Source organism: Sphingomonas canaveralia (genome assembly GCF_047238125.1).
Taxonomy (GTDB): domain Bacteria; phylum Pseudomonadota; class Alphaproteobacteria; order Sphingomonadales; family Sphingomonadaceae; genus JBDFMH01.
This window is the reverse complement of the sequence record NZ_JBDFMH010000001.1, coordinates 3,454,577-3,478,509: the sequence shown is the minus strand read 5'-3', so window position 1 is coordinate 3,478,509 and position 23,933 is coordinate 3,454,577. Positions and strand designations below refer to the sequence as shown.

Genomic DNA, 23,933 nt, shown 5'->3' with positions numbered 1-23,933 from the left:
GCAAGGCGGTAAGGATCGGCACATCTGATCATCTCAAGCCGAAAGCGCGAGCCAAACCTGAAAGGTGATCGTCACCGCGCCCCCGGCAACAGCAGCGACGCATCGCCGTATGAATAGAAGCGGTAGCCGTTCGCGATCGCATGGCCATAGGCCGCCTGCATCCGCTCCAACCCCATCAGCGCAGAGACCAGCATGAACAGCGTCGAGCGCGGCAAGTGGAAGTTGGTCAGCAGGCCGTCGATGCCGCGGAAGCGATAGCCGGGGGTGATGAAGATCGCGGTATCGCCTTCGAACGGGCGGATGATGCCGTCTACCCCGCAGGCGCTTTCGATCAGGCGCAGGCTGGTGGTGCCGACCGCGATCAGCCGTCCGCCGCGCTGCCGCACAGCATTCAGTCGATCGGCGGTGGCGGCGTCGATGCGGCCCCATTCGGCGTGCATCGCATGGTCGGTAGTATCCTCTGCCTTGACCGGCAGGAAGGTGCCCGCGCCGACATGCAGGGTGAGCGTGGCGTGATCGATCCCGGCCTCCGCCAGCGCGGCCATCAGCCCGGACGTGAAGTGCAGCGCGGCGGTGGGGGCGGCGACCGCGCCGGGCTCGGCGGCGAACATCGTCTGATAATCGTCGTGGTCGCGGGCGTCGGTCGCGCGCTTGCCGGCAATATAGGGCGGCAGCGGCATCGTGCCCGCGCGTTCCAGCAGCAGCTCGACGGGCTCCTCGCCCTCGAAGCGCAGCAGCAGCGAGCCATCGGCCGCGCGCTCTCCGGCAATCGCGGAGACGCCAGCGGCGAACGCGATCCGGTCGCCATCACGCACGCGTTTGGCGTTGCGCACCAAGGCGCGCCATGCGCGCGAGCCCTCGCGCTTGTGCAGCGTCGCGCCGATCCGCGCCTCGCCGCGCCGTCCTTCCAGCTGGGCGGGGATCACGCGGGTGTCGTTGAAGACCAGGCAATCGCCGGCGCGCAGCAGCGCGGGCAGATCGGATACGCTGCGATCCTCGGTCCGGCCGCCATCGAGCAGCAGCAGCCGCGCGCTATCGCGAGGCGCGGCCGGCCGCAGCGCGATCCGTTCGGGCGGCAGTTCGAAATCGAAGAGGTCGACGCGCATCAGCTTTCAAGCGGCTCGAGAAAGTCATCCGTTCGTATAGAGCGAAGTCGAGATGCGCGCTGCGCCCGGAACGACGTCCCTCGGCTTCGCTCGGGACGAACGGATTTAAGAATCGCACCCTATTCCTGCGGCGGCGCATCCGCCTTGGCGGCCTGGTCTGCGGCCTCGGCCGCGTCCTTCGCGGCTTCGGCGGCCCCTTCGGCCGAAACCTTTGCCGCCTCCGCTCGCTCGGTCGCAGTCGCCCGGTCGCCCGACTTGGCGGCATTGGCGCTGTCATCCGCGGCGATCGCGCTGTCGGCGGCCTGGGCGGCGGCATTGGCGGCCGCCGCGGCGGCGGCATCGCCCGCGGCCGGGGCTGCGGCCGCGGGGGCCGGGCCGGCATCCTGCGCCAGCGACGCCTTCACGATCTTTGATGGATTGGCCGGCGGCTCGCCGCGCTCGATCGCATCGACATAGGCCATGCCGGAGACGACTCGCCCGATCGCGCTGTATTTGCCGTCCAGCCGCAGGTTGGGTGAGAGCATGATGAAGAACTGGCTGTTGGCGCTGTTCACATCTTCCGCCCGCGCCATCGACATCACGCCGCGGACATGCGGCAGATCGTTGAACTCGGCCTTCAGGTCCGCCAGTTCCGATCCGCCCGATCCATCGCCCTTGGGATCGCCGGTCTGCGCCATGAAGCCTTCGATCACGCGGTGAAAGGTCAGCCCGTCATAAAAGCCGCGGCGCACCAGCGCCTTGATCCGCTCGACGCTCTGCGGCGCCTTGTCGGGGCGCAGCTGGATGGTAACACGCCCGCCGGTCGACAGATCGAGGTAGAGGGTATTGACCGCCTCCAGCGGTGGCGTGGCGGTCGGCGCAGGCGTTGCGGTCGCAACCGGCGCCTGGGCCAGTGCGGCGCCGGCGAACAGCAGCCCCCAGATCATCGTCGCCAACTGCTTGAACCGCATCACTCGAACACTCCCGTGGGGAAAGCGCGCCCCTGTGCGCATGCACCTTGCCGCGCGCTGAACCGAGGTCAACTGCCCTTGCGCCCAAGCTTTTCGACGCGCGCGCAAACCTCGGCGTTGATCGCTGGGGGGACGAACCGACGCACATCGCCGCCATAGAAGGCGATTTCCTTCACCAGCCGCGATGCGATCGGTTGCAACGCAACATCGGCCATCAGGAAGACGGTCTCGATGCGGTTGTTTAGCTGCTGGTTCATGCCCGCCATCTGATATTCATACTCGAAATCGGCAACGGCGCGCAGCCCGCGCACGATGATGCCGGCGCCCATCTTCTCGGCGAAATCCATCAGCAGCGAATCGAACGCGACCACCTCGATCGCGCCGTCGATGTCGGCAACCTCGCGCCGCACCATCGCCAGCCGTTCCTCGACGGTGAACATCGGCGATTTCGACGGGTTCGTCGTCACCCCGATCACGAACCGATCGACCAGCTTGGCACCACGCCGGATGATGTCCATGTGGCCGAGCGTGACGGGATCGAAGGTGCCGGGGTAGACGCCGGTGCGAATCGCGACGCTCAACGGTCGCGCTCCACCACGTAGCGGGCGATCGCGCGCAGCAGATCGGCTTCAGCCCCGTGCGCATGGAGATGCGCGATCGCCTGATCGACCAGCAACGATGCCTGGCGCCGCGCCGGTTCCAGCCCCATTAGCGAAACGAAGGTGCCCTTGCCGGCATCGGCATCCTTGTGCAGCGCCTTACCCGCCAGCGCCTCGTCCCCCTCGGCGTCCAGGAGATCGTCGGCGATCTGGAAGGCCAGGCCGATGTCGCGCGCATAGCCGCGCAGCGAGGTGCGGCCTTCCGGCGGTACATGGCCCATGATCGCACCCGCCTCCAGGCAGAAGCCGATCAGTGCGCCGGTCTTCAGCTGCTGCAATCGGGTGATGGTGGGCAGATCGAAGCTCTGATGCTCGGCCACCAGATCCATCATCTGCCCGCCGGCCATGCCTGCCGGGCCGGACGCGCGGGCCAGTTCCGCGATCAGCTCGGCCCGCACATGGGGATCGGGGTGGGTCTCCGGATCGGCCAGCAGCTCGAACGCCACGGCATGCAGGCAATCGCCGGCCAGCACCGCGGTCGCATCGTCATAGGCCTTGTGCACGGTCGGCTTGCCGCGGCGCAGGTCGTCATCGTCCATGCACGGCAGATCGTCGTGCACCAGCGAATAGACATGGATACATTCGATCGCGAGGCCGACCCGGTAGGCACGCTGACGATCGACGTTGAACAGATCGCACGCCGCGCGCACCAGCAGCGGGCGCAACCGCTTGCCGCCGCCGATCGCGGCATGGCGCATCGCTTCGTACAGGCGCGCGCGCGGATCATCGGGCACGGCGAGCACGCGATCGAAAAGCCGGTCGATCTCGGCCGAGACCTCGTCCATCGCCGGGCGCAATCCGATCGATACCGGCTGCGTCATGGGATCACGCCGCATCGAAGGGCTGCACGCCCTGCGGGCGGCCATCGCCGCCGGCCACGATCCGCTCGATCTTGGCCCGGGCCGAATCCAGCCGCGCCTCGCACAGCTGCTTCAGGCGATTGCCTTCGGCATAGAGGCGGATCGCATCGTCCAGCTTCTCGTCGCCGCTCTCCAACCGGTGGACGATGGTTTCGAGCTGCTTCAGGGCGTCCTCGAACGACAGCTCGGGCTCGGGCGGGGTAGGATCGGCCATGCTGGGCTTGTGACGACGGGGGCGATCAGGGTCAAGCGGCGGCGCGATCAGGCGGATGCGACTGCCTTCGCACGCTCCTCCGCCACCAGTTCCTTGCGGCTGAGCTTCCCTATCAGCGTCTTCGGCAGCGTCTCGCGGATCTCGACAGCGATCACACGTTCATGCTTGCCGACCTGAGGGTTCAGCCAGCCGCACAGTTCGTCCGGCGTCGCCTCCGCCCCTTCGGCCAGCGTGACGAACGCCTTGGGCCGTTCGCCGGCGTAAGGATCGGGAATGCCGATCACCAGCGCCTCGCGGATCGCGGGATGGCGATACAGCACCGCTTCGACCGCGCTCGGAAACACCTTGAAACCGCCGACTGCGATCATGTCCTTCAGGCGATCGACGATCCGCACATAGCCGTCGTCATCGATCAGGCCGACATCGCCGGTGCGCAGCCACCCGTCCGCGAAGGTGCCGGCGGCATCGTCCGGCCGGTTCCAGTAACCCTGCATCACCTGCGGCCCGCGCACCACGATCTCGCCAGGTTCGCCCTCGGGCGCGGGGCGCGATGGATCCTCGCGATCGACGAGGCGGAACGACGTGCCCGGCAGCGGCTGACCGATCGTGCCGTTCTTGTTCAGCCCCTCATAGGGGTTGGTTGAAGCGATGCCGCTTTCGGTGAGGCCATAGCCTTCGGCCAGCACCGCGCCGGTCGCATCCTCGAACCGGGCCTTCAGTGCCGCCGACAGCGGCGCCCCGCCCGATACGCATACGCGCAGCGAGGTGAAATCGGTCTTGCGCAGCTTGGGATGGTCGAGCAGCGCCTGATACATGGTCGGCACTCCCGGCATCGAAGTCGGCCGCGTGCGGCGCACCGCATCGAGCACCTGGCCCGCCTCGAACCGCGGCAGCATCACGATCTCTCCGCCATTGGCCACGGTGCGGTTCAGCACGCAGGCATTGGCGAAAATGTGGAACATCGGCAGCACGCCGAGGATGCGATCCTCCTCATTCGCATGTGGATCGATCGCTACGATCTGGCGGGCATTGGCGCTGAGGTTCTGGTGGGTCAGCATCGCGCCCTTGGGGGTGCCGGTGGTGCCGCCGGTATATTGCAACAGGGCGACGTCTCGTTCGGGATCAATCTCGGGCAGCGCGCAGCCGCCATCGTTGGCGATCAGCTTTGAAAAAGCGATAATGCGTGGATCACCGGGACGTGCGGCGACCTCCTTCGCGCGAAACCAGCGATAGAAGACCGACTTGGTCGGCGTCAGCGCACCGGCGACCGACCCCACCACCAGCCGTTCAAGCGCACTGGCCTCCAGAACCTTCAGCGCGGTCGGCAACAGCGCGGTGGCCGATAGGGTGAAGAGGATGCGCGTGCCGGAGTCGGCGACCTGATGGGACAGTTCCTCGACCGTATAGAGCGGCGAGAAGTTGACGACCGTCGCGCCCAGTTTCAGCGCGCCATAATAGGCAGCGACATAGTGCGGCACGTTGGGCAGGAACAGGCCGACGCGATCGCCCCGCCCGATGCCGAGCGCCTTTAGCCCGCACGCGACGCGATCGACGCCCGAGGCGGTCTCGGCATAGCTGAACTTACGGCCGAGGAAATCGATCAGCGCCCGGTCGGGATGTTGCGCCACGCTGTCGGCAAACATCGCGGGTAGCGACAGCGGTGAAAAGCTGCGCTCCCAAGTGCCGGGGTGACTGTAGGCTGAGCGCCAGATCGTTTCCGCTTGCGACATGACGTTTACGTAAACCGCCGGAACGCGCGATCGCAAGCAGTTTGTCGGCGCTGGCTGTGGACATCTGCAACATCATCCGTTCGGGCTGAGCTCGTCGAAGCCCTGCCCGCCTTCCCCCGTCACGAAAGGCGAACGAAGAGAAGAACGGCACTTCGACAGGCTCAGTGCGAACGGAGTGAGATGGCAGGCTTCATGTCACTGCGGCCAGAAAAGCCGATGCCGCCAAGCCTCAGCGCTTGAACGGATCGACGATGCCGCCCGGCAGAAGCGCCGGTGCATTGCCCGAAGCGACATCGTGCGCATGCTCGGCCGCGATCGCCGCCGCCTCGCGCTCGCGTCGCAGTTGGCCGATCAGCGCCTCGCGATCGCCGGCCAGGCGCTCGTCGGGCACCGCCTCGATGCCAGCGGCCTTCGCAGCCTTGGCCACCAGGGCATCCAGCTCACGTTGCGAACACAGGCCTAAGGTCACCGGGTCCTTCGGCACGATGTTGGCGATGTTCCAGTGCGTGCGATCGCGGATCGCGGCGATGGTCGTCCGGGTCGTGCCGATCAGCTTGGAGATCTGCCCGTCCGACACTTCGGGATGGTTGCGGATGATCCAGGCGATGCCGTCCGGCTTGTCCTGCCGCTTGCTGACCGGGGTGTAGCGCGGCCCCTTGGTGCGGCGCACCTGTTCCGGCCCCTTGGCCATCGCTAGCCGATAGTCGGGGTTGGCTTGGCCCTTTTCGATCTCGCTCATCGCCAGTTCGCCGGCGCGCACCGGATCGCGCCCGGTCAGCTTGGTCGCCGCAGTGTCGTCGGCGATCGCCTGCACTTCCAGGATGTGGAGCCCGCAGAAGGCAGCGATCTGCTCGAAGCTGAGCGCAGTGTTGTCGACCAGCCAGGATGCGGTCGCATGGGGCATGAGCGGCTGGGCCACTGGGGCGTCCTTTCCGGATAAGAAAAGGGCCGCCCCTTGCGGAGCGGCCTGAATATTGCCGATCGATGTAATATGGCCGGCCGCGCAGGGCAAGCGCGATCAGGCTGCGCGTGCCGCCCCACCTGCGATGGGGTCGAGCGCATCGAGGAACTCGCGCGCGCTTGCTGCCCAGCCGAAGCGTGCGGCATGGGCGATACAGGCCGAGCGGTCGAGCCGCAGCGCCGCAGCGATCGCCTGGCCCAGATCGTCGCGCATCACGCCGACATCGGGCGCCAGCACGTCGATCGGCCCCGCCACCGGATAGGCCGCGACCGGCGTGCCGCAGGCCAGCGCCTCGATCATCACCAACCCGAACGTATCGGTGCGGCTCGGGAAAACGAAGACATCGGCCGCGGCATAGGCGGATGCGAGCGCCGTCCCGGTCAACGCGCCCAGAAACATTATGTTGGGGTAGCGCGCGGCCAGTGCCGATCGTGCGGGCCCATCGCCGACAACGACCTTGGTCCCCGGCGTATCAAGGCGCAGGAACGCTTCGAGATTCTTCTCGACCGCCACCCGGCCGACCGAAAGTAGGATCGGGCCCGGCAGGGCGGCCAGCGCCGGATGCGCCGGCACGCCAGCGTGGAACTGCGCCAGATCGACCCCCCGCCCCCACGGGCGGACCTGGGTGAGCCCGTGCGCGGTCAGCGCGCGGCGGATCGTGGGGGTGGAGGCAAGCACGCCCCGCGCCGGCCCGTGAAACCAGCGGATATAGGGCCAGAAGATCTTCGCCGGCAGCCTCGTGCGCCGCGCCAGATAATCGGGAAACTGAGTGTGATAGGCGGTCGTGAACGGCAGCCCGCGCGCCATGCAGAAGCGGCGCACCGCGACCCCGATCGGCCCCTCGGTCGCGATGTGGATCGCATCCGCGCAAAACCCTTCGATCATCGCGGCGATCCGTGCAGGGCGGACTGCCGCCAGCCTGATTTCCGGATAGGTCGGGCAGGGCACCGAACGGAAACGATCGGGGGCGACGATCTCGACGACATGGCCGAGCTTCGTCAGTTCCACGCGCGTCGCCTGTAGCGTGCGGACGACGCCGTTCACCTGCGGGGTCCAGGCATCGGTGGCGATCAGGATCCTCATGCGGCCAGCTTCCGTACCGCGCCGGCCGCTTCGGCCGCCTCGAGCGCACGGCGCTTCTGGATTTCGTCGGCCCAATGCAGCAGTTCCATGCGGCCATCGAAATGCTCTACGAGCGCGGTGCAGCCTTCGACCCAATCGCCATCATTGTAATAAGCAACGCCGTCGAAATCGCGCATCTCGGCGGTATGGATATGGCCGCAGACGACCCCGTCGACGCCGCGCACTCGCGCCTCGTGCGCGACCGCTTCCTCGTAGCGCGAGATGAACTCGACCGCGTTCTTCACCCGCGCCTTGGCATGCTTCGACAGCGACCAGTAGGGCAGATCCAGCCGCCGGCGGACCGCGTTCACCGCCACATTGGCGCGCATCAGCAGCCCGTAGGCGGCATCCCCCAGGAAGGCGAGCCAGCGGTGATAGAGCACGACCGCATCGAACTCGTCGCCGTGCAGCACCAGCAGCCGGCGGCCATCCGCGGTCTGGTGGATCGCCTTGCGGCGGATCTCGATGCCGCCGAAGGTAAGCCCGGAGAATTGCCGGAACATCTCGTCATGATTGCCGGGAATATAGACGATGCGGGTGCCGCGCTTGGCGCGCTTCAACACGCGCCACACGATGTCGTTATGTGCAGCCGGCCAATACCAGCTTCGCTTCAGCTTCCAGCCGTCGATGATGTCGCCGACCAGGTACATGGTCTCGCTATCGGTGCTGTCGAGGAAGTCCGTCAGCAGCGCGGCGTTGCAGCCGCGCGTGCCGAGATGCACGTCGGAGATCCAGATCGCACGATAACGGCGGCGTGGCCCTTCGCGCTCGGGAAGCGCCGGATCGCAATCGACCAGTGCTTCGAAATCGGTCAGGCGAGTGATGGCGTCCATCGGGCGATCCCTTGTCCGTTGGGGTCGCCCGAAAGCCTATCGCGATGTCATGTTACGCGAAGGTCGCGCTTCGATGACGGTTTGGCGACGATGCGCCGCCGCAACGCCGCCGGTGGATCAGCCGGAAATGCCCGCGGTGGCGGCCCCGATCAGGCCAGACAAAGGCGCGCGCAGGATGATGAAGATCGCGATGATCGCGACCGGCCAGCGCAATGATTCGACCAGGCTGGCAACGAAGCGTTTCCAGTCCATCTGTTGCTGCGGCGTATGTTGGATATCCATGACTTCCCCGGGACTTGGACGCGCGAGCGCGCCGACTGCGGGGTAGAAGCGCGGCAGCCCGTTTCGGTTCCGCACCCGTCATCATAATTTCATCCGATCACGCGTCGATTGGGATGTGTCCCGGCAAATTCGCGATACGGGCTATCCAGCGTTCGATCGCCGGCCATGCCGTGAGATCGAACCCGCCTTCGCCTGCGACATGGGTGTAGGCGTAAAGGCAGATGTCGGCCAGGCTGAACGCGCTGCCGGCAAGCCAGTCCTGCCCGGAAAGGCGCTGCGCGATCAGGGCGAGCGCGGCCTCGCCCGCCGCCTGCTTGCCCGGTATCTGGGCGCGCTGCGCTTCGGTAAGCCGGTCCTCACCGACAAACGCGCGCCAGAAGCGCAGCGTGGCGACATTGGGCTCATGATTATACTGCTCGAAGAACATCCAGTGCAGCATATCGGCGCGATCGAAGCGGTCATCGGGGATCAGCGCCGATCCGTCCGCCAACCAGCAGCAGGCCGCATTGCTCTCGGGAAGGAAGCGATCGCCGATCTGCAACACCGGGATGCGCCCGTTGGCATTGACCTGCGACAGGAAGGTTGGCGTGCGCGTCTCGCCCGCAAGGATATCATAGCTTCGTCGCGCGAGCGGGATGCCGAGATGGGCCGCGGTCAGGCGGATCTTGTAACAGTTTCCAGACGCCGCATATTCGTGGAGGATCAGTGGTTCGGTCATGGCGCGTAACCTGCCGCCAGCCTGCGAGCTTCGCAAATCGAAAGCCGCAGCCTTCTCACAAGCTGTCCTTATCCGCCGCTCTGCAAATCGAGCACGATCTTGCCGACATGATCACTCGCTTCCATCCGGCGGTGGGCGTCCGCCGCCTGGGCGAGCGGGAAGGTGCGGTCGATGATCGGCTTCAGCCGGCCGGCGCGGACGTGCGGCCAGACGGTGCGGGCAAGTTCGTCGGCGACGAGCGTTTTGAATTCCACCGATCGGGCGCGAAGCGTCGATCCGGTCAGCGTCAGCCGCCGGCGCATCACATCGAAGATGCGGAAGCTGGCATCGTTGCCGCGTTGCGACGCAATCGAGACATGGCGCCCCTCGTCCGCCAGGCAAGCCAGGTTGCGCGGGAAATAATCCCCGCCGATCATGTCGAGCACCGCGTTCACGCCACGCCCGCCGGTGATCGCCTTCACCCGCTCGACGAAATCCTCGGTACGATAGTTGATCGCATGGGCCGCGCCGATCTCGAGCGCAGCCTTCGCCTTGTCGTCCGATCCGACGGTGACGATCACCGTCAGCCCGAACAGCGTGCCCAACTGGATGGCCATCGTGCCGATGCCCGATGTGCCGCCATGCACCAGCACGACATCGCCCTCGACTGCGTAGGCGCGCTCGAACAGGTTGGTCCACACGGTGAACAGCGTTTCGGGCAGTGCCGCCGCCTCCACCATGGTCAGCGCGTCAGGCACCGGTAGGCACTGGCCTGCGGGCACCGTGCAATATTCGGCATAGCCGCCGCCGGCCACCAGCGCGCAGACCGGCTGGCCGAGCAGTTCGACATCGGCGCCCTCGCCCAGCGCCGCCACTTCGCCCGCAATCTCGAGACCCAGGATCGTTGGTGCTCCCTTCGGCGGCGGATAGGCCCCCTGACGCTGCATCACGTCCGGCCGGTTGACCCCAGCCGCCGCCACCCGCACCAGCACCTCGCCCGGCCCTGGCACGGGCACGGGCCGCTCAACCGGCACCAACAGTTCCGGGCCGCCGGCGCCATCGGGATCGATCGCCAACATCATCGCCGGCCGCGCCATGAATCCCCCGTTCGTCGCAACATAGAACAGGTTTATTGACAGCGCGGGCGATGCGGTCAACGCTACCTTGCATGGAGCCCGACGATCTGCTTCCGCGCAGGGCGGACGATCCGCTGAGCGCCTTGGTGCGACAGGACCTCGATCCGCTGTCGGTCGAGGAGCTCGATGCGCGCATTGCGGCGCTCCAGTCCGAAATCGCGCGCTGCGAGGGAAAAAGGCAGAAGGCCGTTAACCATCGCGCAAGTGCGGACGCGTTATTCCGGCGATGAGAGCGTCCCTGCCGGAGTGCGGTGAACGCCATTCGCTCCGGCAAGCGGCCGTCCTTGATGATCGGCGCGCCAATCACGACATTGTGATCGAGGGAGCCGGCCATCGTCCGGTTCCGAAGGAGTAGCTCTTATGCCATCGTTCGCCCGCGAGCTCGAACAGACGCTGCACAACGCTTTGTCGGCCGCCAGCACCCGTCGCCACGAATATGCCACGCTGGAACATCTGCTGCTGGCGCTGATCGACGACGAACATGCCTCGAAGGTGATGACGTCGTGCGGGGTCGACCTGGGCGATCTGAAGGAAGCGGTAACGCTGTACCTCGATACCGAGCTCGACGCGCTGAAGGTTGAGGGCCAGTCCGATCCCTCGCCGACCAGCGGGTTCCAGCGCGTCGTGCAGCGCGCGATCCTGCACGTCCAGTCGTCCGGTCGCGAAGAGGTGACCGGCGGCAACGTGCTGGTGGCGCTGTTCTCCGAACGCGAGAGCTATGCCGTCTTCTTCCTGCAGCAGCAGGACATGAGCCGCCTCGATGCGGTCAGCTTCATCTCTCACGGCGTCGGCAAGGCCGGCCAGGCAGCGGAGCAACGCGAAGTGAAGGGCGCCGAGGAAGAAAAGCCGCAGAAGTCCGACGGCAAGAAGGGCGAAAGCGCGCTGAAGCAGTTCACCGTCAACCTCAACGAGAAGGCCAAGGAGGGCAAGGTCGATCCGCTGATCGGCCGCTCGGCCGAAGTCGACCGTACGGTGCAGATCCTGTGCCGGCGATCGAAGAACAACCCGCTCTATGTGGGCGATCCCGGCGTCGGCAAGACCGCGATCGCCGAAGGGTTGGCGCTGAAGATCATACGCGGCGAAGTGCCCGAAGTGCTGTTGCCCGCAGTCATCTATTCGCTCGACATGGGCGCGCTGTTGGCGGGCACCCGCTATCGCGGCGATTTCGAGGAGCGGCTGAAGCAGGTCGTCTCCGAACTCGAAAAGCTGCCGCACGCAGTGCTCTTCATCGACGAGATCCACACCGTGATCGGCGCGGGCGCCACCTCCGGCGGCGCGATGGACGCATCCAACCTGCTGAAGCCGGCGCTGTCGGGCGGCACGATCCGTTGCATCGGCTCGACCACCTACAAGGAATTCCGCAACCATTTCGAAAAGGACCGCGCGTTGCTGCGCCGGTTCCAGAAGATCGACGTCAACGAGCCGACTGTGGAGGACGCGATCAAGATTCTCGCCGGCCTGCGGCCGAGCTATGAGAAGCATCATTCGGTGCGCTACACGCCGGATGCGATCAAGGCCGCCGTCGAGCTGTCGAGCCGCTACATCAATGATCGCAAGCTGCCCGACAAGGCGATCGACGTGATCGACGAGGTCGGCGCGATGCAGATGCTGGTCGTCGAATCCAAGCGCAAGAAGGTGATCACGCCCAAGGAGATCGAGGCCGTGATCGCAACGATGGCGCGGATCCCGCCGAAGTCCGTCTCGACCGACGACACCAAGGCTTTGGCCACGCTCGAGACCGATCTCAAGCGCGTCGTGTTCGGGCAGGACAAGGCGATAGAGGTGCTGTCGTCGGCGATCAAACTCAGCCGCGCAGGCCTACGCGATCCCGACAAGCCGATCGGCAACTATCTGTTCTCGGGCCCCACCGGCGTCGGCAAGACCGAAGTCGCGCGCCAGCTGGCGGCGATCATGGGCATTCCGCTGCAGCGGTTCGACATGTCCGAATATATGGAGCGCCACTCGGTCAGCCGGTTGATCGGCGCGCCTCCGGGCTATGTCGGCTATGATCAGGGCGGCCTGCTGACCGACGCGGTCGACCAGCATCCGCACAGCGTGCTGCTGCTCGATGAGATCGAGAAGGCGCATCCGGACCTGTTCAACATCCTACTGCAGGTGATGGACAACGGGAAGCTGACCGACCACCACGGCAAGACGGTCGATTTCAGGAACACCATCCTGATCATGACCACCAATGCCGGCGCGTCCGACATGGCACGCGAGTCCCTGGGCTTCGGCCAGCTGACCCGCGAGGGCGAGGACGAGGAAGCGATCAAGAAGATGTTCACGCCGGAATTCCGCAACCGGCTGGATGCGATCGTCCCCTTTTCCTACCTGCCGACCGAGGTCATCAACCGCGTGGTCGAGAAGTTCATCCTGCAGCTCGAGCTGCAGCTGGCGGATCGCGACGTGCACATCGCGCTGGACGAGGAGGCCAAGGCCTGGCTCACCACCCGCGGCTACGACAAGCTCTATGGCGCGCGGCCGATGGGCCGCCTGATCCAGGAGAAGGTGAAGCAGCCGCTGGCCGAGGAGCTGCTGTTCGGCAAGCTCGTCCATGGCGGCGAAGTGAAGGTGCATGTGAAGGACGAGGCGCTGGCCTTCGAGATCACGTCCGCCCCGCCGCGCAAGCCGAAGAAGCGTGGCGGCGGCAAGGCCGGAGTGAGCGTCGAGAAGGCGTGATTCGCCTTCGCACGCCACTGGCGCGCGCCTGGGCATGACGCTCGAGCGCGCGCACATCACGATGGTGCGGGGCGCCGAATTCCTGGCAGGCTGGTCCGATCAGGAAGCCGGTGCCGTGCAGCCGGACGCTGCGCGCACCCGCTTCATCGGCAATGCGCTGCGCGAGCTCGATCGGTTCCTAAGCGTGCTGGCAGACGAGGCTGCAGCCTGTCTGGCGCCGGCGGATCATGACCGCCCCGGCTTCGCACGGCTGCGCAACGCCCCCAACAAGCTTCGCGCAGTCAATGCGATGATGGATCTGCCCTCCCCCGCGCATGAGCCGCTGCGCGCGATCGGTCGGTTGCGCGCGTGCCTGCATCACTGCCACGGCCATGTCCGTTCCGGCGGGCTGGGCGCCGATCTGCCCAGTGCGATCGCGGCGGCCGGATCGATCGGCGCCCTGCGGCATGAGGGTGATGCGATCATGCTGACCGTTCCTGCCGAACAGCTTGCAAATATTTCCCGGTCGTACCGCTCGATTGCGGACGATCTCGTTGAACATGTGCGGGCGAGACGGCCGCTGCATTGACTTTTCGCAGCTGAACGCGCATATGGAACAAGCTATCGTCGCCTGCGACGGAATTTGACGCCCCCGCGGTCGATCCTTCCATTTCACGCTTCTAGCTCTGCGAGTTCATTGACTCGCGGATGTCAATGCTCGTGAATAAGGAAGTTCACATGCCCATCGGTACAGTCAAATTCTTCAACGTCGACAAGGGTTACGGCTTCATCGCGCCCGACGACGGCGGCAATGACAGCTTCGTCCACATCACCGCCGTCGAACAGGCCGGTCTCGGCACGCTGACCCAGAACCAGCGCGTCACCTACGAGATCGAAGCCGACCGCCGCGGCAAGATGTCGGCCGTCAACCTCCAGCAGGCCTGATCGGCATGGCCAAGGAGGATCTGATGGTTCTCGACGGCCAGATCGACGAGATCCTGCCCGATGGTCGTTTTCGGGTCGTCCTCGAAAACGAGCATCGGATCATCGCCTATACGGCGGGCCGGATGCGGCGACACCGCATCCGTTCCGTCGTGGGCGATCGGGTTCAGGTCGAGATGACACCTTATGATCTCGACAAGGGCCGCATCATCTTTCGCGAGCGGACGCCCGGCGTGGGTCCGTCCCAGCGCCGCGGCTTCCGTCGCTGACGTCAACACCCAACCCAACCGTGCGCCGTATCCGGCGCGCGCAGGAGCATCATGCGTTTTAATTCCACGACCGATTTCACGATACGATCACCACGACATCATGCCGCCGCAGAGGGACTTCGGTCCCCGCCAGCAGCATCCATCCTCACCCGTCGCGATTATCGGCGGATCGTTGCCGAACTGCTCGGCTGATTTCCGGGGCCCGGCCCCGCAACCGCCTGGATCAGGAGCCTGCCAATGTCGGTGACCAGCGATTTCTATCTCGCCCGTGCCGCCGAAAGCGCACGCGCGGCTGCCGAAACCCAGCTGTCCAACGTCAAGGAGCGCGCCCTGCGCTCCGAAGCGGCCTGGCGCGCGATGGCCGAGCGGCTGCTGCGCGGTGAAGACATGCGCGATCAGCTTGCCGCCGAAAAAGCCGAGCAGGTACGATGAACCGCCCCTTCGCCAAACGCTACGATCAACCGCGGCTCTCGCCCGCCGAGGCCGAGCGGCAGGGGCGTGCTTCGCGCCACGCGATCGACAGCCTGGGTGGCACGGCTGCGGTGATCGCATTCCTCAACACGCATGACGACGCGCTCGGCGGCCGTCCGCTGGATATCGCCACCGCGAGTGAAGAAGGCCTGAGCGATGTGATCCGATTGCTGGAGACGCGCACGTCCTGATCGCTTCGCGCCGTTATCGCCATCTGCGACGGATCGGCTACTGGAAAGACGCGGAAGCCCGCGCGGCAAGCCGCAGTTCCTGCCCTGGGAAACTCGCCTCCTCAGTCAGCAATAGTGTCGATCCAGCCCGGCAGATCCGCGAGCGATGCAAGCTCGCGGTAGCGCGGATGCCCGACCGGTGCGTCCGCTGCCTCGTGCGCCCAGACGAGCGGATAGGGGATCAGCGCGGCCCAGGCGCCCGTTTCAAGCGGCGGCAGCACATCTGACTTGACCGAATTCCCCGCCATCACCGCATGCGCCGGATCGGCGCCGTGGCGGCGAAAGATGCGTGCATAGACATCCGCTGTCTTCTCGCTGACGATCTCGACGCCCGCGAACCAGTCGCCCAGGCCCGATGCGGCCAGCTTGCTCTCCTGATGAAACAGATCGCCCTTTGTGATCAGCAGCAGCCGTCCGCGATCGGCAAGCTGCTCGAGCGCGGTGGCCACGCCTTCCAGCGGCTCGACCGGATGGGCCAGCAGTTCGCGCCCGGCCGCCAGGATCTCGCCGATCACCCGGGTGGAAACGCGTCCCGCGCTCACGTCCAGCGCGGTCTCGATCATCGATAGCGTGAAGCCCTTGGCGCCGTAGCCGTAGGTCGCGAGGTTGCGCCGCTCGCACGCCGCCAGCCCCGCTTCCAGCGCATCGGCATCGGCGAAGGGCGCCAGCAGATCGTTGAAGCGGGCATGGGTCATTCGGAAGCAGGTCTCGTTGTGCCAGAGCGTGTCATCGGCATCGAGAGCGATCAGGTCGAGCGGCATGCGCACCGTTTAGCGACCAGCGGCCCCGCCGTCATCCGGAACCGGAACCGCTTGCATGACGGCCCAAAAAGACGAGAGTGCGCCATCCCTGCCCTTGCCGATGAGGTTCCGATGATCCGTGCCGCGCTGCTGCTGCTGCTTGCTTCCGCCGCTTCGATGCCAGCGCTGGCCGCGCCTGCCACGGCGCCCACCCGCACGCTTCAGGGCGTCGATCTGTTCGGCTTGGAAGTGGCGAGCGACCCGCAGATCTCGCCTGACGGCAGCCGCATTGCCTATGTCCGCCGATCGAACGACATCATGACCGACAAGGCACGGTCGACGATCTGGATGATCGATACCGCCACCGGCCAGCAGGCGCCGCTTGTGGCCGGGCCCGGATCGCACAGCAGCCCGCGCTGGTCGCGTGACGGCCGGCGGCTGGCCTATGTCTCCGCTATCGACAAGGCCGGTCCCCAGTTGATGGTACGCTGGATCGCGACCGGCGAATCCGCTCAGGTCGCGACATTGCCGACCGCGCCCAATGCGCTGGCCTGGTCGCCGGATGGCAGCCGCATCGCCTATGTCGCGACGGTGCCTGATGAGGGAATGAAGCTCGGCAAGGCCCCGGCCAAGCCGGAAGGCGCCAACTGGGCGGAGGGGCTCGAGATCATCGATGCCGTCACGTACCGCCAGGATGGCGGCGGCTATGTGAAGCCGGGCTTCGACCATATCTTCGTCGTGCCGGCGGACGGCGGCAGCCCCCGCCAGCTGAGCTTCGGGGCGGTCCACGACAATGGCCCGCTTTCGTGGACGGCGGATGGCCGCACCATCCTGTTCAGCGCGATCCGCCACCCCGATTGGGAACTGGATGCCGCCAATAGCGACATCCATGCGCTCGATGTAGCGACCGGACGCGTGACGGCGCTGACCACGCGCAATGGGCCGGACAACGAACCCAGCGTCTCGCCCGATGGCAAGTGGGTGGCCTATACCGGATATGACGACAAGCTGCTCGGCTATCAGAACAGTCGGCTCTATCTGATGCCGGTCGCCGGCGGTACGCCGCGCGTGCTGACCGCCAGCCTGGATCGCAGCGTCGACAGCCCGCGCTGGGCGCGCGACGGCCGATCCATCTATGTCCAGTATGACGAAAAGGGCGGCACGCGAGTGGCGCGCGTGTCGCTGGATGGCCGCATTACCACGGTGGCCGAAGGGCTGGTCCCGACAGCCCTCGACCGGCCCTATGCCGGCGGCCAGTATAGCGTGTCGGACAAGGGCAGCGTCGCCTTTACCGGCGGCACGCCGCTGCGCCCGGCGGATATCATGCTGACGAGCGGCGGGGCGTCGAAGCGGCTGACGCGGTTGAACGAGGAACTGCTTGCCACCAAGGCGCTGGGCCAGGTTCGGCCGCTGCCGGTCAAGTCATCGGATGGACGTGCGGTCGATGCCTGGCTGGTCACGCCACCCGATTTCGATCCTGCGCGGAAATATCCGCTGATCCTCGAGATCCATGGCGGGCCGTTCGCCGCCTATGGTCCGGTCTTCTCGACCGACAACCAGCTCTACGCATCGGCCGGCTACGCGGTGGTCTATGTCAATCCGCGCGGCAGCACATCCTATGGCGAGGAGTTCGCCAACCTCATCCACCACAATTACCCCGGCGAAGGCGATTATAATGATCTGATGGCGGCGGTGGACGCGGCGATCGCCACCGGATCGATCGATCCGAACAATCTGTTCGTGACCGGCGGGTCGGGCGGCGGCGTGCTCACCTCGTGGATCGTGGGCAAGACCGATCGGTTCAAGGCCGCCGCGACCCAGAAACCGGTGATCGACTGGGCCAGCTTCGTGCTGACCGCAGACAACACTGCGTTCTTTGCCAAATATTGGTTCGGCAAGATGCCTTGGGAAGATCCACAGGGTTATTGGGCACGATCGCCGCTGTCGCTGGTCGGCAATGTGAAGACGCCGACGCTGGTGGTGGTCGGTTCCGAGGATTATCGGACCCCGGTCAGTGAATCCGAACAATATTATTCGGCGCTCAAGCTGCGCGGCGTGCCGACCGCGTTGGTGAAGGTGCCGGGTGCTTCGCATGGCGGGCTCGCCGCGCGGCCCAGCCAGTCTGCCGCCAAGGCATCCGCGATCCTGGCGTGGTTCGATCGCTATCGCGCTAAATGAGGAGGAACGGGACATGACCGACGGCCCCGACCTGAAGGCGCGCGCAATCGCGCTGTATGACCGCTTCACGCACGAGACCCATGATCGTCGCGCCTTCATGGCGGATCTGACGAAGCTCGCCGGGTCAGCCGCCGCCGCCAACGCCCTGGCGGCCGCGATCGCCGCCAGCCCGGCAGCGGCAGCGATCGTGCCGGCGGACGACAAGCGGCTCAAGACATCCGCCGTGACCTGGGCGGTCGCGGCCGGGCGGGAGATGAAGGGCTATATGGCGCTGCCGGCCAAGGCCCGTGGCAAGCTGCCGGTCGTGATCGTGATCCATGAGAATCGTGGCCTGACGGAGCATATCCGCGATGTCGCCCGGCGGGTTGCGCTGGAAGGCTATATCGCCCTGGCGCCCGATTTCCTGTCGATCGCGGGCGGCACGCCGACCGATGAGAATCTCGCTCGCGAGGCGATCGGCAAGCTCGATCTGGCGCAAGCTGTGGCCGATGGCGCGGCCACGGTGCGCTGGCTGCGGACGCACCGCTATTCCACCGGCAAGGTCGCCGCGATGGGGTTCTGCTGGGGCGGCGCGCTGACCAACCGGCTGGCCGTCGCCAGCGGCACGGCGCTCGCTGCGGCGGTGCCCTATTATGGGCCCGCCCCAGATCCGGCCGAAGCCAAACAGGTCAAGGCCGCGATGCTGCTCCACTATGCCGGCATCGACGAGCGCGTGAACAAGACCGCCCAGCCCTGGATCGATGCGCTCAAGGCCGCAGGCGTGCCCACCGAGGCCTATTTCTATCCCGGTGCCAACCATGCGTTCAATAACGACACCTCTGCCGAGCGGTACAACAAGGCAGCGGCCGACCTGGCCTGGGGGCGGACGACTGCATTCCTGCGGACCAGACTGAAAGGCTGACACGCTCGATCGTTCCTGATACGTTCTCATCGATCCAAGGGAGACGGATGATGGCCGATACGCTGACCTTCTATACCAACCCGATGTCGCGGGGACGGATTGCGCGCTGGATGCTGGAGGAAGTCGGGCAGCCCTACGACACGGTGATCGTGGAGTGGGGCGTGGAGAACCCCGCGCTGAAGGCCATCAATCCGATGCACAAGGTGCCGACGATCCAGCATGGCGATCGGGTGGTGACCGAGTGCGCGGCGGTATGCGCCTATCTGGCCGATGCATTCCCGCAGGTAGGCCTGGCCCCTCCCCTGGACGATCGCGCGGCCTATTATCGCTGGCTGTTCTTCGGGGCCGGCCCGATCGAAGCCGCGACGACGGACAAGGCGCTGGGCATCGTGGTGCCCGACGACAAGAAGGCGATGGTCGGCTATGGCGATCTTGGCCGGGTCGTCGATACGCTGGAAGGCGCGCTGGCCGGCCGCGAGTTCATCGCGGGAGACAGGTTCAGCGCAGCCGATCTCTACATCGCATCGCATCTTGGCTGGGCGATGATGTTCAATTCGATCGAGAGCCGGCCGGTGTTCACGGACTATGTCGGGCGGCATTTCGCGCGTCCGGCCCATGTCCGCGCTAACGAGATCGACGATGCGCTGATCCCGCAAAAAGATGGTTGAGCCACGGACATGAAAAAGCCCGGCGGATCGCTCCGCCGGGCCGTTTCGCGTCCGTTTCGCGCTGGTATCAGTCGCGGCTGCCGGTGAAGTTCAGCAAAAAGGTGAACATGTTGATGAAGTCCAGGTAGAGCGTCAGCGCGCCGAGGACGATCGACTTTCCGTAGAAATCGGTTCCCTGCACGGCGAAGTAGATGCTCTTGATCTTCTGCGTGTCGTAGGCGGTGAGGCCGGCGAACAGCAGCACACCGATCCCGGAGATCGCGAACATCAGCGCCGGCGACTTCAGGAACAGGTTCAACAGCGACGCCACCAGCAGGCCGACCACGCCCATGATCAGGAAGGTGCCGAAGCCGGACAGATCACGCTTGGTGGTGTAGCCATAGAGGCTGAGCGCCGCGAACGCGACCGCCACCGCAAAGAAGGTCGTGGCGATCGACCCCCCGGTGAACACCAGAAAGATGTACGACATCGAAATGCCCATCACCACCGCGAATGCCCAGAAGGTCGCCTGCGCGGCGAAGGTGGACATGCGATTGATGCCGAAGCTGAGCGCCAGCACGAACAGCAGCGGCGCGAACATCACGACGTAGCGCAGGGCGCCGCCGCTGACGAAGATCGCCTCGGCCATGCCGGACACGGCGAAACCGTAAGCCACGATGCCGGTCAGCAGAACGCCCGAGGCCATGTAGTTATAGACCGAGAGCATGTAGGACCGGAGCCCCGCATCGACGGCGGTATCCCGCGCGCCGACACCGGCGGCACGCGCCTGGGCGGTCGCTCTGGGGTCAGACCAGTTTGCCATCTCTATCAAACTCCTCTCGCCTTCCCCAATATGGGGCTGGCATGGTGCAGATATCGGCGCAATCACGTGCCTTTTCAAGCGGAGCCGCCCGCACCGTTCTTGTAACGTTTTGTTGCCGAAAGCTGTCATGCATCGTCTGTTCGTCGCCCTGCGCCCGCCTGCCTCGCTCCGCGCGCTGCTGATCGCGGCGATGGGCGGCGTGCCTGGTGCGCGCTGGCAGGACGATGGTCAGCTGCACTGCACGCTGCGCTACATCGGCGAGGTGGACAGCCGCACCGGCGATGACATCGCCCAAGCGCTTGCCCGCGTCCGCCATCCGCCGGTCGAGCTGCGGATCGAAGGGGCCGGCACGTTCGACCGCAAGGGCCGGATCGATACGCTCTGGGCCGGTGTCGCCCCGCGTGAGCCGCTGGCAGCCCTGCACGCAAAGATTGATCGTGCGCTGATCGCGGCCGGCGTCGCGCCCGAAGGGCGGTCCTATCTGCCGCATATCACGCTCGCCCGCTTCGGCCGAGGCGCGGCGCCCGTCCATCCGCCGCTAGAGATGCTGGCGGGTCTTGGCAGCCCGCCGTTCCGCGTCGACCATTTCCTGCTCTACGAAAGCCATCTCGGCCACGATGGTGCCTGGTACGAGCCCGTTACGCGTTACGCCTTGGCCTGATCGCGGCGGCGGCGCGCGCCCGCCGCCCCCCATATCAGGTAGATCATCGCGCCGGCCACGTTCCAGATCAGGAACCATGTCTGCGTTTTCACAGGCAGGTTCAGGAACAGATAGACGCAACCTAGGATCGCGATTCCGCCCACGATCCAGGGTGCAGGCGTACGGAATGTCCGCGGCGCTTCCGGATCGCGACGACGCATGATCAACATGCAGGCGGATACCGCGACGAACGCTGCCAGCGTACCGGCATTGGCCAGCGCGGCCAGCTCGCCCAGCGGCACGATGCCGGCCAGAACCGCGACGAGCAGCGCGGTGAACAGCGTGATCCGCACCGGTGTTCCGCGTGGCGAGATCTTCGCCAGCCCGGCCGGTAGCATGCCGTCGCGCGCCATCACCAGGAAGATGCGGCTCTGCCCGTAGAAGAAGGCCAGGATCACGGTTGGCAACGCGATCACCGCCGATGCCGCCAGATAGCGCGCCGCGCCGGGCTGGCCGATCTCGCGCAGGATCAGCGCCAGCGGCTCCGGGCTGCCAGCGAAACGGGTGAAGCTGATCGCGCCGACCGCGGCCGCGGCCACGCCCATGTAGATGATCACGCAGGCGATCATCGATCCGACGATGCCGATCTTCAGGTCGCGACCCGGATTCTTGGTCTCCTCGGCTGCGGTGGCTATTGCATCGAACCCGTAGAAGGCGAAGAAGATGATCGCCGCTGCCGCCATCACACCCCGCTCGACGATCTTCCCGTCCGCCCCCTCTACCGCATGCTTGGCGAAGCCATACGGGCTGAACGGCTCGAGATTGGCCGCATCGAAATAGGGCAGTGCGACCGCCACAAACACGATCAGCGCCACGATCTTCACGGCCACCAGCAGCGCGTTGACGGTGGCGCTTTCCTTTGTGCCCAGCATCAGCATGCCAGCCACGACGAGGATGATGAAGATCGCGGGCAGGTTGATGATGCCGCCCAGTTCGGGCCCCTGCATCAGCGCCATTGGCATGCCCAGCCAGTCCCGCAGCAGCGGCGCTGCGTAGCCCGACCATCCGACTGCGACTGCGCTAACGACCAGCGTATATTCCAGGATCAGGCTCCAGCCGATGATCCAGGCGATCCGCTCTCCGATCACGACATAGCTGTAGGTATAGGCGCTGCCCGATGCCGGGATCATTGTCGCCATCTCGGCATAGGCCAGCGCGGCACAGGCGCAGATCAGCCCGGCGACCGCGAACGAGATGATCACCGCGGGGCCGGCCATGCCGGCCCCCACGCCGATCAGGGTCAGGATGCCTGTGCCGACGATCGCGCCGACGCCGAGCGCAACGAGATGCGGCCATCCCAGCGTGCGGCGCAACTGCTGGCCGCCATGGGTCGCACCCTCCCCGCCGATCGTCTTGCGGACCCCCAATACGCCCATAACTGCCCCTCGCATCTTCGTTGCGCGATGGGTGCCGCAGATTGCTCGGCAGGTCCATCGCCGAGCCGTGGTGGTGGTGCAAAAAGGGCGGCGGCGAACGGTGCCGCCGCCGCCCAGTGTGGGTCGCAACACGCGCCTATCGATTCGAACCGAACCGCACATCCCCCGTTTGCGGTAAGTATCGGCAAGTGTGCGAAGTCGGGACATGCATTTAGTTGCGGTTGCACTGTTTCTTTTCTAGCGCTTCGTCATGGGTCGCCTTTCGTGGTCGTGATGCGTAACGAAATCGTGCTGGCAGCGGTTGGCGATGCTTTCGCGGCCGCGGCGCTGGACGATGCGTTGTGGATGCCCGCACTGCAGGCGCTGGCCGATGCTACGGGATCGAACCGCGCGCAGCTCGTCGGCATCGGTGGTTCGGCCAATATCCCGTTCAACTGGGTCACCGGCTTTCCCGAAAAGGCGTTGCGCGAATTCGTGGAGATCGATGGCGGCAGCCCTGCGGTCAATCCGCGGGTGGCCGCCTCGCAGCGTGCGGCCGTCATGGAAGTGGTGCACGAGGATGATTATGACCGCGTCATGCCGGACATCCATGGCGACATCTATGCCGATTTCGCGCGTGACAACGACATCCCGTTCGGTTGCCAGTCGGCGCTTCAGGTCGACCGCCACGGCCTGATCGGCTTGGCCGTGCTGCGCACCGCGAGCGACGGGCGGACCACCCCGGAACAGCGCCGGATGTTCGCGGGAATCGCGGGCCATGCCCGGGCGGCGGTGCGGATCCAATCCGCATTGGAACATCGCGGTGCGGCGCTGGTCGCGGGGGCCTTCGAAACGCTGGACGCTGCCGTATTCGTGCTCGATGGGCTGGGCCGTGTCGCCGCCTACACGCCGGCTGCGCAGCGGCTGCTGTCATGCGGGCGGCTGCGAATCGCGGATGATCGGCTGGCGGCCGCGCCGCGCGCCGATGGCGTGGCCCTGGATCACGCGGTCCGACGCATGCTGGATACGGGCGATCAGCCGATGACCAGCCTGCTGCTGCGTGGCGGCCCCGACGACGAGATGCTGGTCGTCGATGTCAGCCGGTTGCCGCGCCAGCCCTGGAGCCTGGGTTATCGGCCGAGCCTGCTGCTGGTGCTGCGCGGCAGCGGGCGATTGCATGCGGCACGGTTCGATCTGTTGCGAGACGCGCACGGCCTGTCGCGTGCCGAGGCCGATATCGTACTGCGGCTGGCGGCTGGCGACGATCGCGAGAGCATCGCGGCGGCGCGCGGCGTGTCCGTGCAAACGGTACGCACCCAGCTGAAGACGATCTTTGCTAAGATCGGCGTGCGGCGCGAAGTCGATCTCGTGATTCGTCTCGCACCGCTGCTGCACTCTACTTTCTAGCCGGATCCGGTTCGGTCGTAACGGCTGTGCCGACGATCACTTCGCCCAAGAGAACTTTG

26 protein-coding genes and 1 pseudogene are annotated in these 23,933 nt (G+C 66.0%); 12 read left to right on the top strand and 15 right to left on the bottom strand.

The features are described from left to right. Positions 1-71: 71 nt before the first annotated feature. The 12 genes and pseudogenes from queA to ABC347_RS17325 form a co-directional block, all read right to left on the bottom strand. Entirely contained in the window at positions 72-1,106 is a 1,035-nt protein-coding gene (queA, locus tag ABC347_RS17380; RefSeq protein WP_413246961.1) for a tRNA preQ1(34) S-adenosylmethionine ribosyltransferase-isomerase QueA, read from the bottom strand. A 385-nt stretch (positions 1,107-1,491) separates the two neighbouring features. Next, positions 1,492-2,056, bottom strand: a pseudogene (locus ABC347_RS17375) (peptidylprolyl isomerase); the annotation flags it as partial. A 68-nt stretch (positions 2,057-2,124) separates the two neighbouring features. Next, positions 2,125-2,625, bottom strand: a complete 501-nt coding sequence (coaD, locus tag ABC347_RS17370; protein ID WP_413247098.1) for a pantetheine-phosphate adenylyltransferase — start codon at positions 2,623-2,625, stop codon at positions 2,125-2,127. Positions 2,626-2,633: 8 nt separating this feature from the next. Next, entirely contained in the window at positions 2,634-3,536 is a 903-nt protein-coding gene (locus tag ABC347_RS17365; RefSeq protein WP_413246960.1) for a polyprenyl synthetase family protein, read from the bottom strand. A 4-nt stretch (positions 3,537-3,540) separates the two neighbouring features. After that, positions 3,541-3,789 (bottom strand): exodeoxyribonuclease VII small subunit, encoded by a 249-nt coding sequence (locus ABC347_RS17360; RefSeq protein WP_413246959.1) that lies wholly within the window; start codon positions 3,787-3,789, stop codon positions 3,541-3,543. Between the two features lie 47 nt (positions 3,790-3,836). Further along, positions 3,837-5,519: a long-chain-fatty-acid--CoA ligase gene (locus tag ABC347_RS17355; protein ID WP_413246958.1), complete on the bottom strand. Its 1,683-nt coding sequence runs from the start codon at positions 5,517-5,519 to the stop codon at positions 3,837-3,839. Positions 5,520-5,748: 229 nt separating this feature from the next. Further along, entirely contained in the window at positions 5,749-6,423 is a 675-nt protein-coding gene (locus ABC347_RS17350; protein WP_413247097.1) for a cell cycle transcriptional regulator TrcR, read from the bottom strand. Between the two features lie 114 nt (positions 6,424-6,537). Then, entirely contained in the window at positions 6,538-7,563 is a 1,026-nt protein-coding gene (locus ABC347_RS17345; protein WP_413246957.1) for a glycosyltransferase family 4 protein, read from the bottom strand. Further along, positions 7,560-8,435 carry a UDP-2,3-diacylglucosamine diphosphatase gene (locus tag ABC347_RS17340; protein ID WP_413246956.1) on the bottom strand — a complete coding sequence of 292 codons (876 nt, stop codon included), beginning with the start codon at positions 8,433-8,435 and terminating at the stop codon, positions 7,560-7,562. Before ABC347_RS17340 ends, ABC347_RS17345 begins: the two co-directional genes overlap by 4 nt. 117 nt (positions 8,436-8,552) lie before the next feature. After that, entirely contained in the window at positions 8,553-8,717 is a 165-nt protein-coding gene (locus ABC347_RS17335; RefSeq protein ID WP_413246955.1) for a hypothetical protein, read from the bottom strand. Between the two features lie 97 nt (positions 8,718-8,814). Next, positions 8,815-9,435, bottom strand: a complete 621-nt coding sequence (locus ABC347_RS17330) for a glutathione S-transferase family protein (RefSeq protein ID WP_413246954.1) — start codon at positions 9,433-9,435, stop codon at positions 8,815-8,817. A 68-nt stretch (positions 9,436-9,503) separates the two neighbouring features. Beyond that, positions 9,504-10,511: an NAD(P)H-quinone oxidoreductase gene (locus ABC347_RS17325; protein ID WP_413246953.1), complete on the bottom strand. Its 1,008-nt coding sequence runs from the start codon at positions 10,509-10,511 to the stop codon at positions 9,504-9,506. 71 nt (positions 10,512-10,582) lie between these two features. Here ABC347_RS17325 and ABC347_RS17320 point away from each other — a divergent pair, with 71 nt between their 5' ends. From ABC347_RS17320 to ABC347_RS17290, 7 genes are all read left to right on the top strand, one after another. Beyond that, positions 10,583-10,780, top strand: coding sequence for a DUF1192 domain-containing protein (locus tag ABC347_RS17320; RefSeq protein WP_413246952.1), 198 nt, complete (start codon positions 10,583-10,585; stop codon positions 10,778-10,780). Positions 10,781-10,910: 130 nt separating this feature from the next. After that, positions 10,911-13,232 (top strand): ATP-dependent Clp protease ATP-binding subunit ClpA, encoded by a 2,322-nt coding sequence (gene clpA, locus ABC347_RS17315; protein ID WP_413246951.1) that lies wholly within the window; start codon positions 10,911-10,913, stop codon positions 13,230-13,232. Between the two features lie 34 nt (positions 13,233-13,266). Further along, complete coding sequence (locus ABC347_RS17310) at positions 13,267-13,800, top strand: hypothetical protein (protein WP_413246950.1); 534 nt, start codon at positions 13,267-13,269, stop codon at positions 13,798-13,800. A 149-nt stretch (positions 13,801-13,949) separates the two neighbouring features. After that, positions 13,950-14,156, top strand: a complete 207-nt coding sequence (locus ABC347_RS17305; RefSeq protein WP_413246949.1) for a cold-shock protein — start codon at positions 13,950-13,952, stop codon at positions 14,154-14,156. Positions 14,157-14,161: 5 nt separating this feature from the next. After that, a complete protein-coding gene (infA, locus tag ABC347_RS17300; protein WP_413246948.1) occupies positions 14,162-14,422 on the top strand; it encodes a translation initiation factor IF-1 in 261 nt (86 codons plus the stop codon). A 237-nt stretch (positions 14,423-14,659) separates the two neighbouring features. Continuing rightward, positions 14,660-14,854 (top strand): hypothetical protein, encoded by a 195-nt coding sequence (locus tag ABC347_RS17295; protein ID WP_413246947.1) that lies wholly within the window; start codon positions 14,660-14,662, stop codon positions 14,852-14,854. After that, positions 14,851-15,084 carry an antitoxin Xre/MbcA/ParS toxin-binding domain-containing protein gene (locus ABC347_RS17290; protein ID WP_413246946.1) on the top strand — a complete coding sequence of 78 codons (234 nt, stop codon included), beginning with the start codon at positions 14,851-14,853 and terminating at the stop codon, positions 15,082-15,084. Before ABC347_RS17295 ends, ABC347_RS17290 begins: the two co-directional genes overlap by 4 nt. Before the next feature lie 101 nt (positions 15,085-15,185). Here ABC347_RS17290 and ABC347_RS17285 read toward each other — a convergent pair whose 3' ends face one another. Beyond that, positions 15,186-15,884 carry an HAD family hydrolase gene (locus ABC347_RS17285; RefSeq protein WP_413246945.1) on the bottom strand — a complete coding sequence of 233 codons (699 nt, stop codon included), beginning with the start codon at positions 15,882-15,884 and terminating at the stop codon, positions 15,186-15,188. A gap of 111 nt (positions 15,885-15,995) precedes the next feature. On the opposite strand from ABC347_RS17285, the gene ABC347_RS17280 reads away from it, so the two are divergent. The 3 genes from ABC347_RS17280 to ABC347_RS17270 are packed head-to-tail and all read left to right on the top strand — an operon-like array spanning position 15,996 to position 19,610. Beyond that, positions 15,996-18,041, top strand: coding sequence for a prolyl oligopeptidase family serine peptidase (locus ABC347_RS17280; RefSeq protein ID WP_413246944.1), 2,046 nt, complete (start codon positions 15,996-15,998; stop codon positions 18,039-18,041). A gap of 13 nt (positions 18,042-18,054) precedes the next feature. Then, positions 18,055-18,942 (top strand): dienelactone hydrolase family protein, encoded by an 888-nt coding sequence (locus ABC347_RS17275; protein WP_413246943.1) that lies wholly within the window; start codon positions 18,055-18,057, stop codon positions 18,940-18,942. A gap of 50 nt (positions 18,943-18,992) precedes the next feature. Next, a complete protein-coding gene (locus ABC347_RS17270) occupies positions 18,993-19,610 on the top strand; it encodes a glutathione S-transferase family protein (protein WP_413246942.1) in 618 nt (205 codons plus the stop codon). A 67-nt stretch (positions 19,611-19,677) separates the two neighbouring features. Here the strand turns inward: ABC347_RS17270 and ABC347_RS17265 are convergent, their stop codons facing one another. Next, positions 19,678-20,412, bottom strand: a complete 735-nt coding sequence (locus ABC347_RS17265; protein ID WP_413247096.1) for a Bax inhibitor-1/YccA family protein — start codon at positions 20,410-20,412, stop codon at positions 19,678-19,680. A 127-nt stretch (positions 20,413-20,539) separates the two neighbouring features. Here ABC347_RS17265 and thpR point away from each other — a divergent pair, with 127 nt between their 5' ends. Further along, on the top strand, positions 20,540-21,073 hold the full coding sequence (gene thpR, locus ABC347_RS17260) for an RNA 2',3'-cyclic phosphodiesterase (RefSeq protein WP_413246941.1): 534 nt from the start codon (positions 20,540-20,542) through the stop codon (positions 21,071-21,073). Here the strand turns inward: thpR and ABC347_RS17255 are convergent. Beyond that, a complete protein-coding gene (locus tag ABC347_RS17255; RefSeq protein WP_413247095.1) occupies positions 21,058-22,488 on the bottom strand; it encodes an amino acid permease in 1,431 nt (476 codons plus the stop codon). The genes thpR and ABC347_RS17255 overlap by 16 nt on opposite strands. A 273-nt stretch (positions 22,489-22,761) precedes the next feature. Here ABC347_RS17255 and ABC347_RS17250 point away from each other — a divergent pair, with 273 nt between their 5' ends. Continuing rightward, a complete protein-coding gene (locus tag ABC347_RS17250; RefSeq protein ID WP_413246940.1) occupies positions 22,762-23,874 on the top strand; it encodes a helix-turn-helix transcriptional regulator in 1,113 nt (370 codons plus the stop codon). The last annotated feature ends 59 nt before the right edge of the window (positions 23,875-23,933 follow it).

Bases quoted from the DNA above. Each gene is read 5' to 3' on its own strand.
- ABC347_RS17310 (WP_413246950.1), top strand. From the start codon at position 13,267: ATGACGCTCGAGCGCGCGCACATCACGATGGTGCGGGGCGCCGAATTC.
- ABC347_RS17360 (WP_413246959.1), bottom strand. From the start codon at position 3,789: ATGGCCGATCCTACCCCGCCCGAGCCCGAGCTGTCGTTCGAGGACGCC.
- ABC347_RS17265 (WP_413247096.1), bottom strand. From the start codon at position 20,412: ATGGCAAACTGGTCTGACCCCAGAGCGACCGCCCAGGCGCGTGCCGCC.
- ABC347_RS17325 (WP_413246953.1), bottom strand. From the start codon at position 10,511: ATGGCGCGGCCGGCGATGATGTTGGCGATCGATCCCGATGGCGCCGGC.
- ABC347_RS17290 (WP_413246946.1), top strand. From the start codon at position 14,851: ATGAACCGCCCCTTCGCCAAACGCTACGATCAACCGCGGCTCTCGCCC.
- queA (WP_413246961.1), bottom strand. From the start codon at position 1,106: ATGCGCGTCGACCTCTTCGATTTCGAACTGCCGCCCGAACGGATCGCG.
- ABC347_RS17270 (WP_413246942.1), top strand. From the start codon at position 18,993: ATGGCCGATACGCTGACCTTCTATACCAACCCGATGTCGCGGGGACGG.
- ABC347_RS17275 (WP_413246943.1), top strand. From the start codon at position 18,055: ATGACCGACGGCCCCGACCTGAAGGCGCGCGCAATCGCGCTGTATGAC.
- ABC347_RS17305 (WP_413246949.1), top strand. From the start codon at position 13,950: ATGCCCATCGGTACAGTCAAATTCTTCAACGTCGACAAGGGTTACGGC.
- ABC347_RS17280 (WP_413246944.1), top strand. From the start codon at position 15,996: ATGATCCGTGCCGCGCTGCTGCTGCTGCTTGCTTCCGCCGCTTCGATG.
- ABC347_RS17285 (WP_413246945.1), bottom strand. From the start codon at position 15,884: ATGCCGCTCGACCTGATCGCTCTCGATGCCGATGACACGCTCTGGCAC.
- infA (WP_413246948.1), top strand. From the start codon at position 14,162: ATGGCCAAGGAGGATCTGATGGTTCTCGACGGCCAGATCGACGAGATC.
- ABC347_RS17320 (WP_413246952.1), top strand. From the start codon at position 10,583: ATGGAGCCCGACGATCTGCTTCCGCGCAGGGCGGACGATCCGCTGAGC.
- thpR (WP_413246941.1), top strand. From the start codon at position 20,540: ATGCATCGTCTGTTCGTCGCCCTGCGCCCGCCTGCCTCGCTCCGCGCG.
- ABC347_RS17330 (WP_413246954.1), bottom strand. From the start codon at position 9,435: ATGACCGAACCACTGATCCTCCACGAATATGCGGCGTCTGGAAACTGT.
- ABC347_RS17340 (WP_413246956.1), bottom strand. From the start codon at position 8,435: ATGGACGCCATCACTCGCCTGACCGATTTCGAAGCACTGGTCGATTGC.
- clpA (WP_413246951.1), top strand. From the start codon at position 10,911: ATGCCATCGTTCGCCCGCGAGCTCGAACAGACGCTGCACAACGCTTTG.
- ABC347_RS17355 (WP_413246958.1), bottom strand. From the start codon at position 5,519: ATGTCGCAAGCGGAAACGATCTGGCGCTCAGCCTACAGTCACCCCGGC.
- ABC347_RS17345 (WP_413246957.1), bottom strand. From the start codon at position 7,563: ATGAGGATCCTGATCGCCACCGATGCCTGGACCCCGCAGGTGAACGGC.
- ABC347_RS17365 (WP_413246960.1), bottom strand. From the start codon at position 3,536: ATGACGCAGCCGGTATCGATCGGATTGCGCCCGGCGATGGACGAGGTC.
- ABC347_RS17295 (WP_413246947.1), top strand. From the start codon at position 14,660: ATGTCGGTGACCAGCGATTTCTATCTCGCCCGTGCCGCCGAAAGCGCA.
- ABC347_RS17335 (WP_413246955.1), bottom strand. From the start codon at position 8,717: ATGGATATCCAACATACGCCGCAGCAACAGATGGACTGGAAACGCTTC.
- ABC347_RS17250 (WP_413246940.1), top strand. From the start codon at position 22,762: ATGCGTAACGAAATCGTGCTGGCAGCGGTTGGCGATGCTTTCGCGGCC.
- ABC347_RS17350 (WP_413247097.1), bottom strand. From the start codon at position 6,423: ATGCCCCATGCGACCGCATCCTGGCTGGTCGACAACACTGCGCTCAGC.
- ABC347_RS17255 (WP_413247095.1), bottom strand. From the start codon at position 22,488: ATGGGCGTATTGGGGGTCCGCAAGACGATCGGCGGGGAGGGTGCGACC.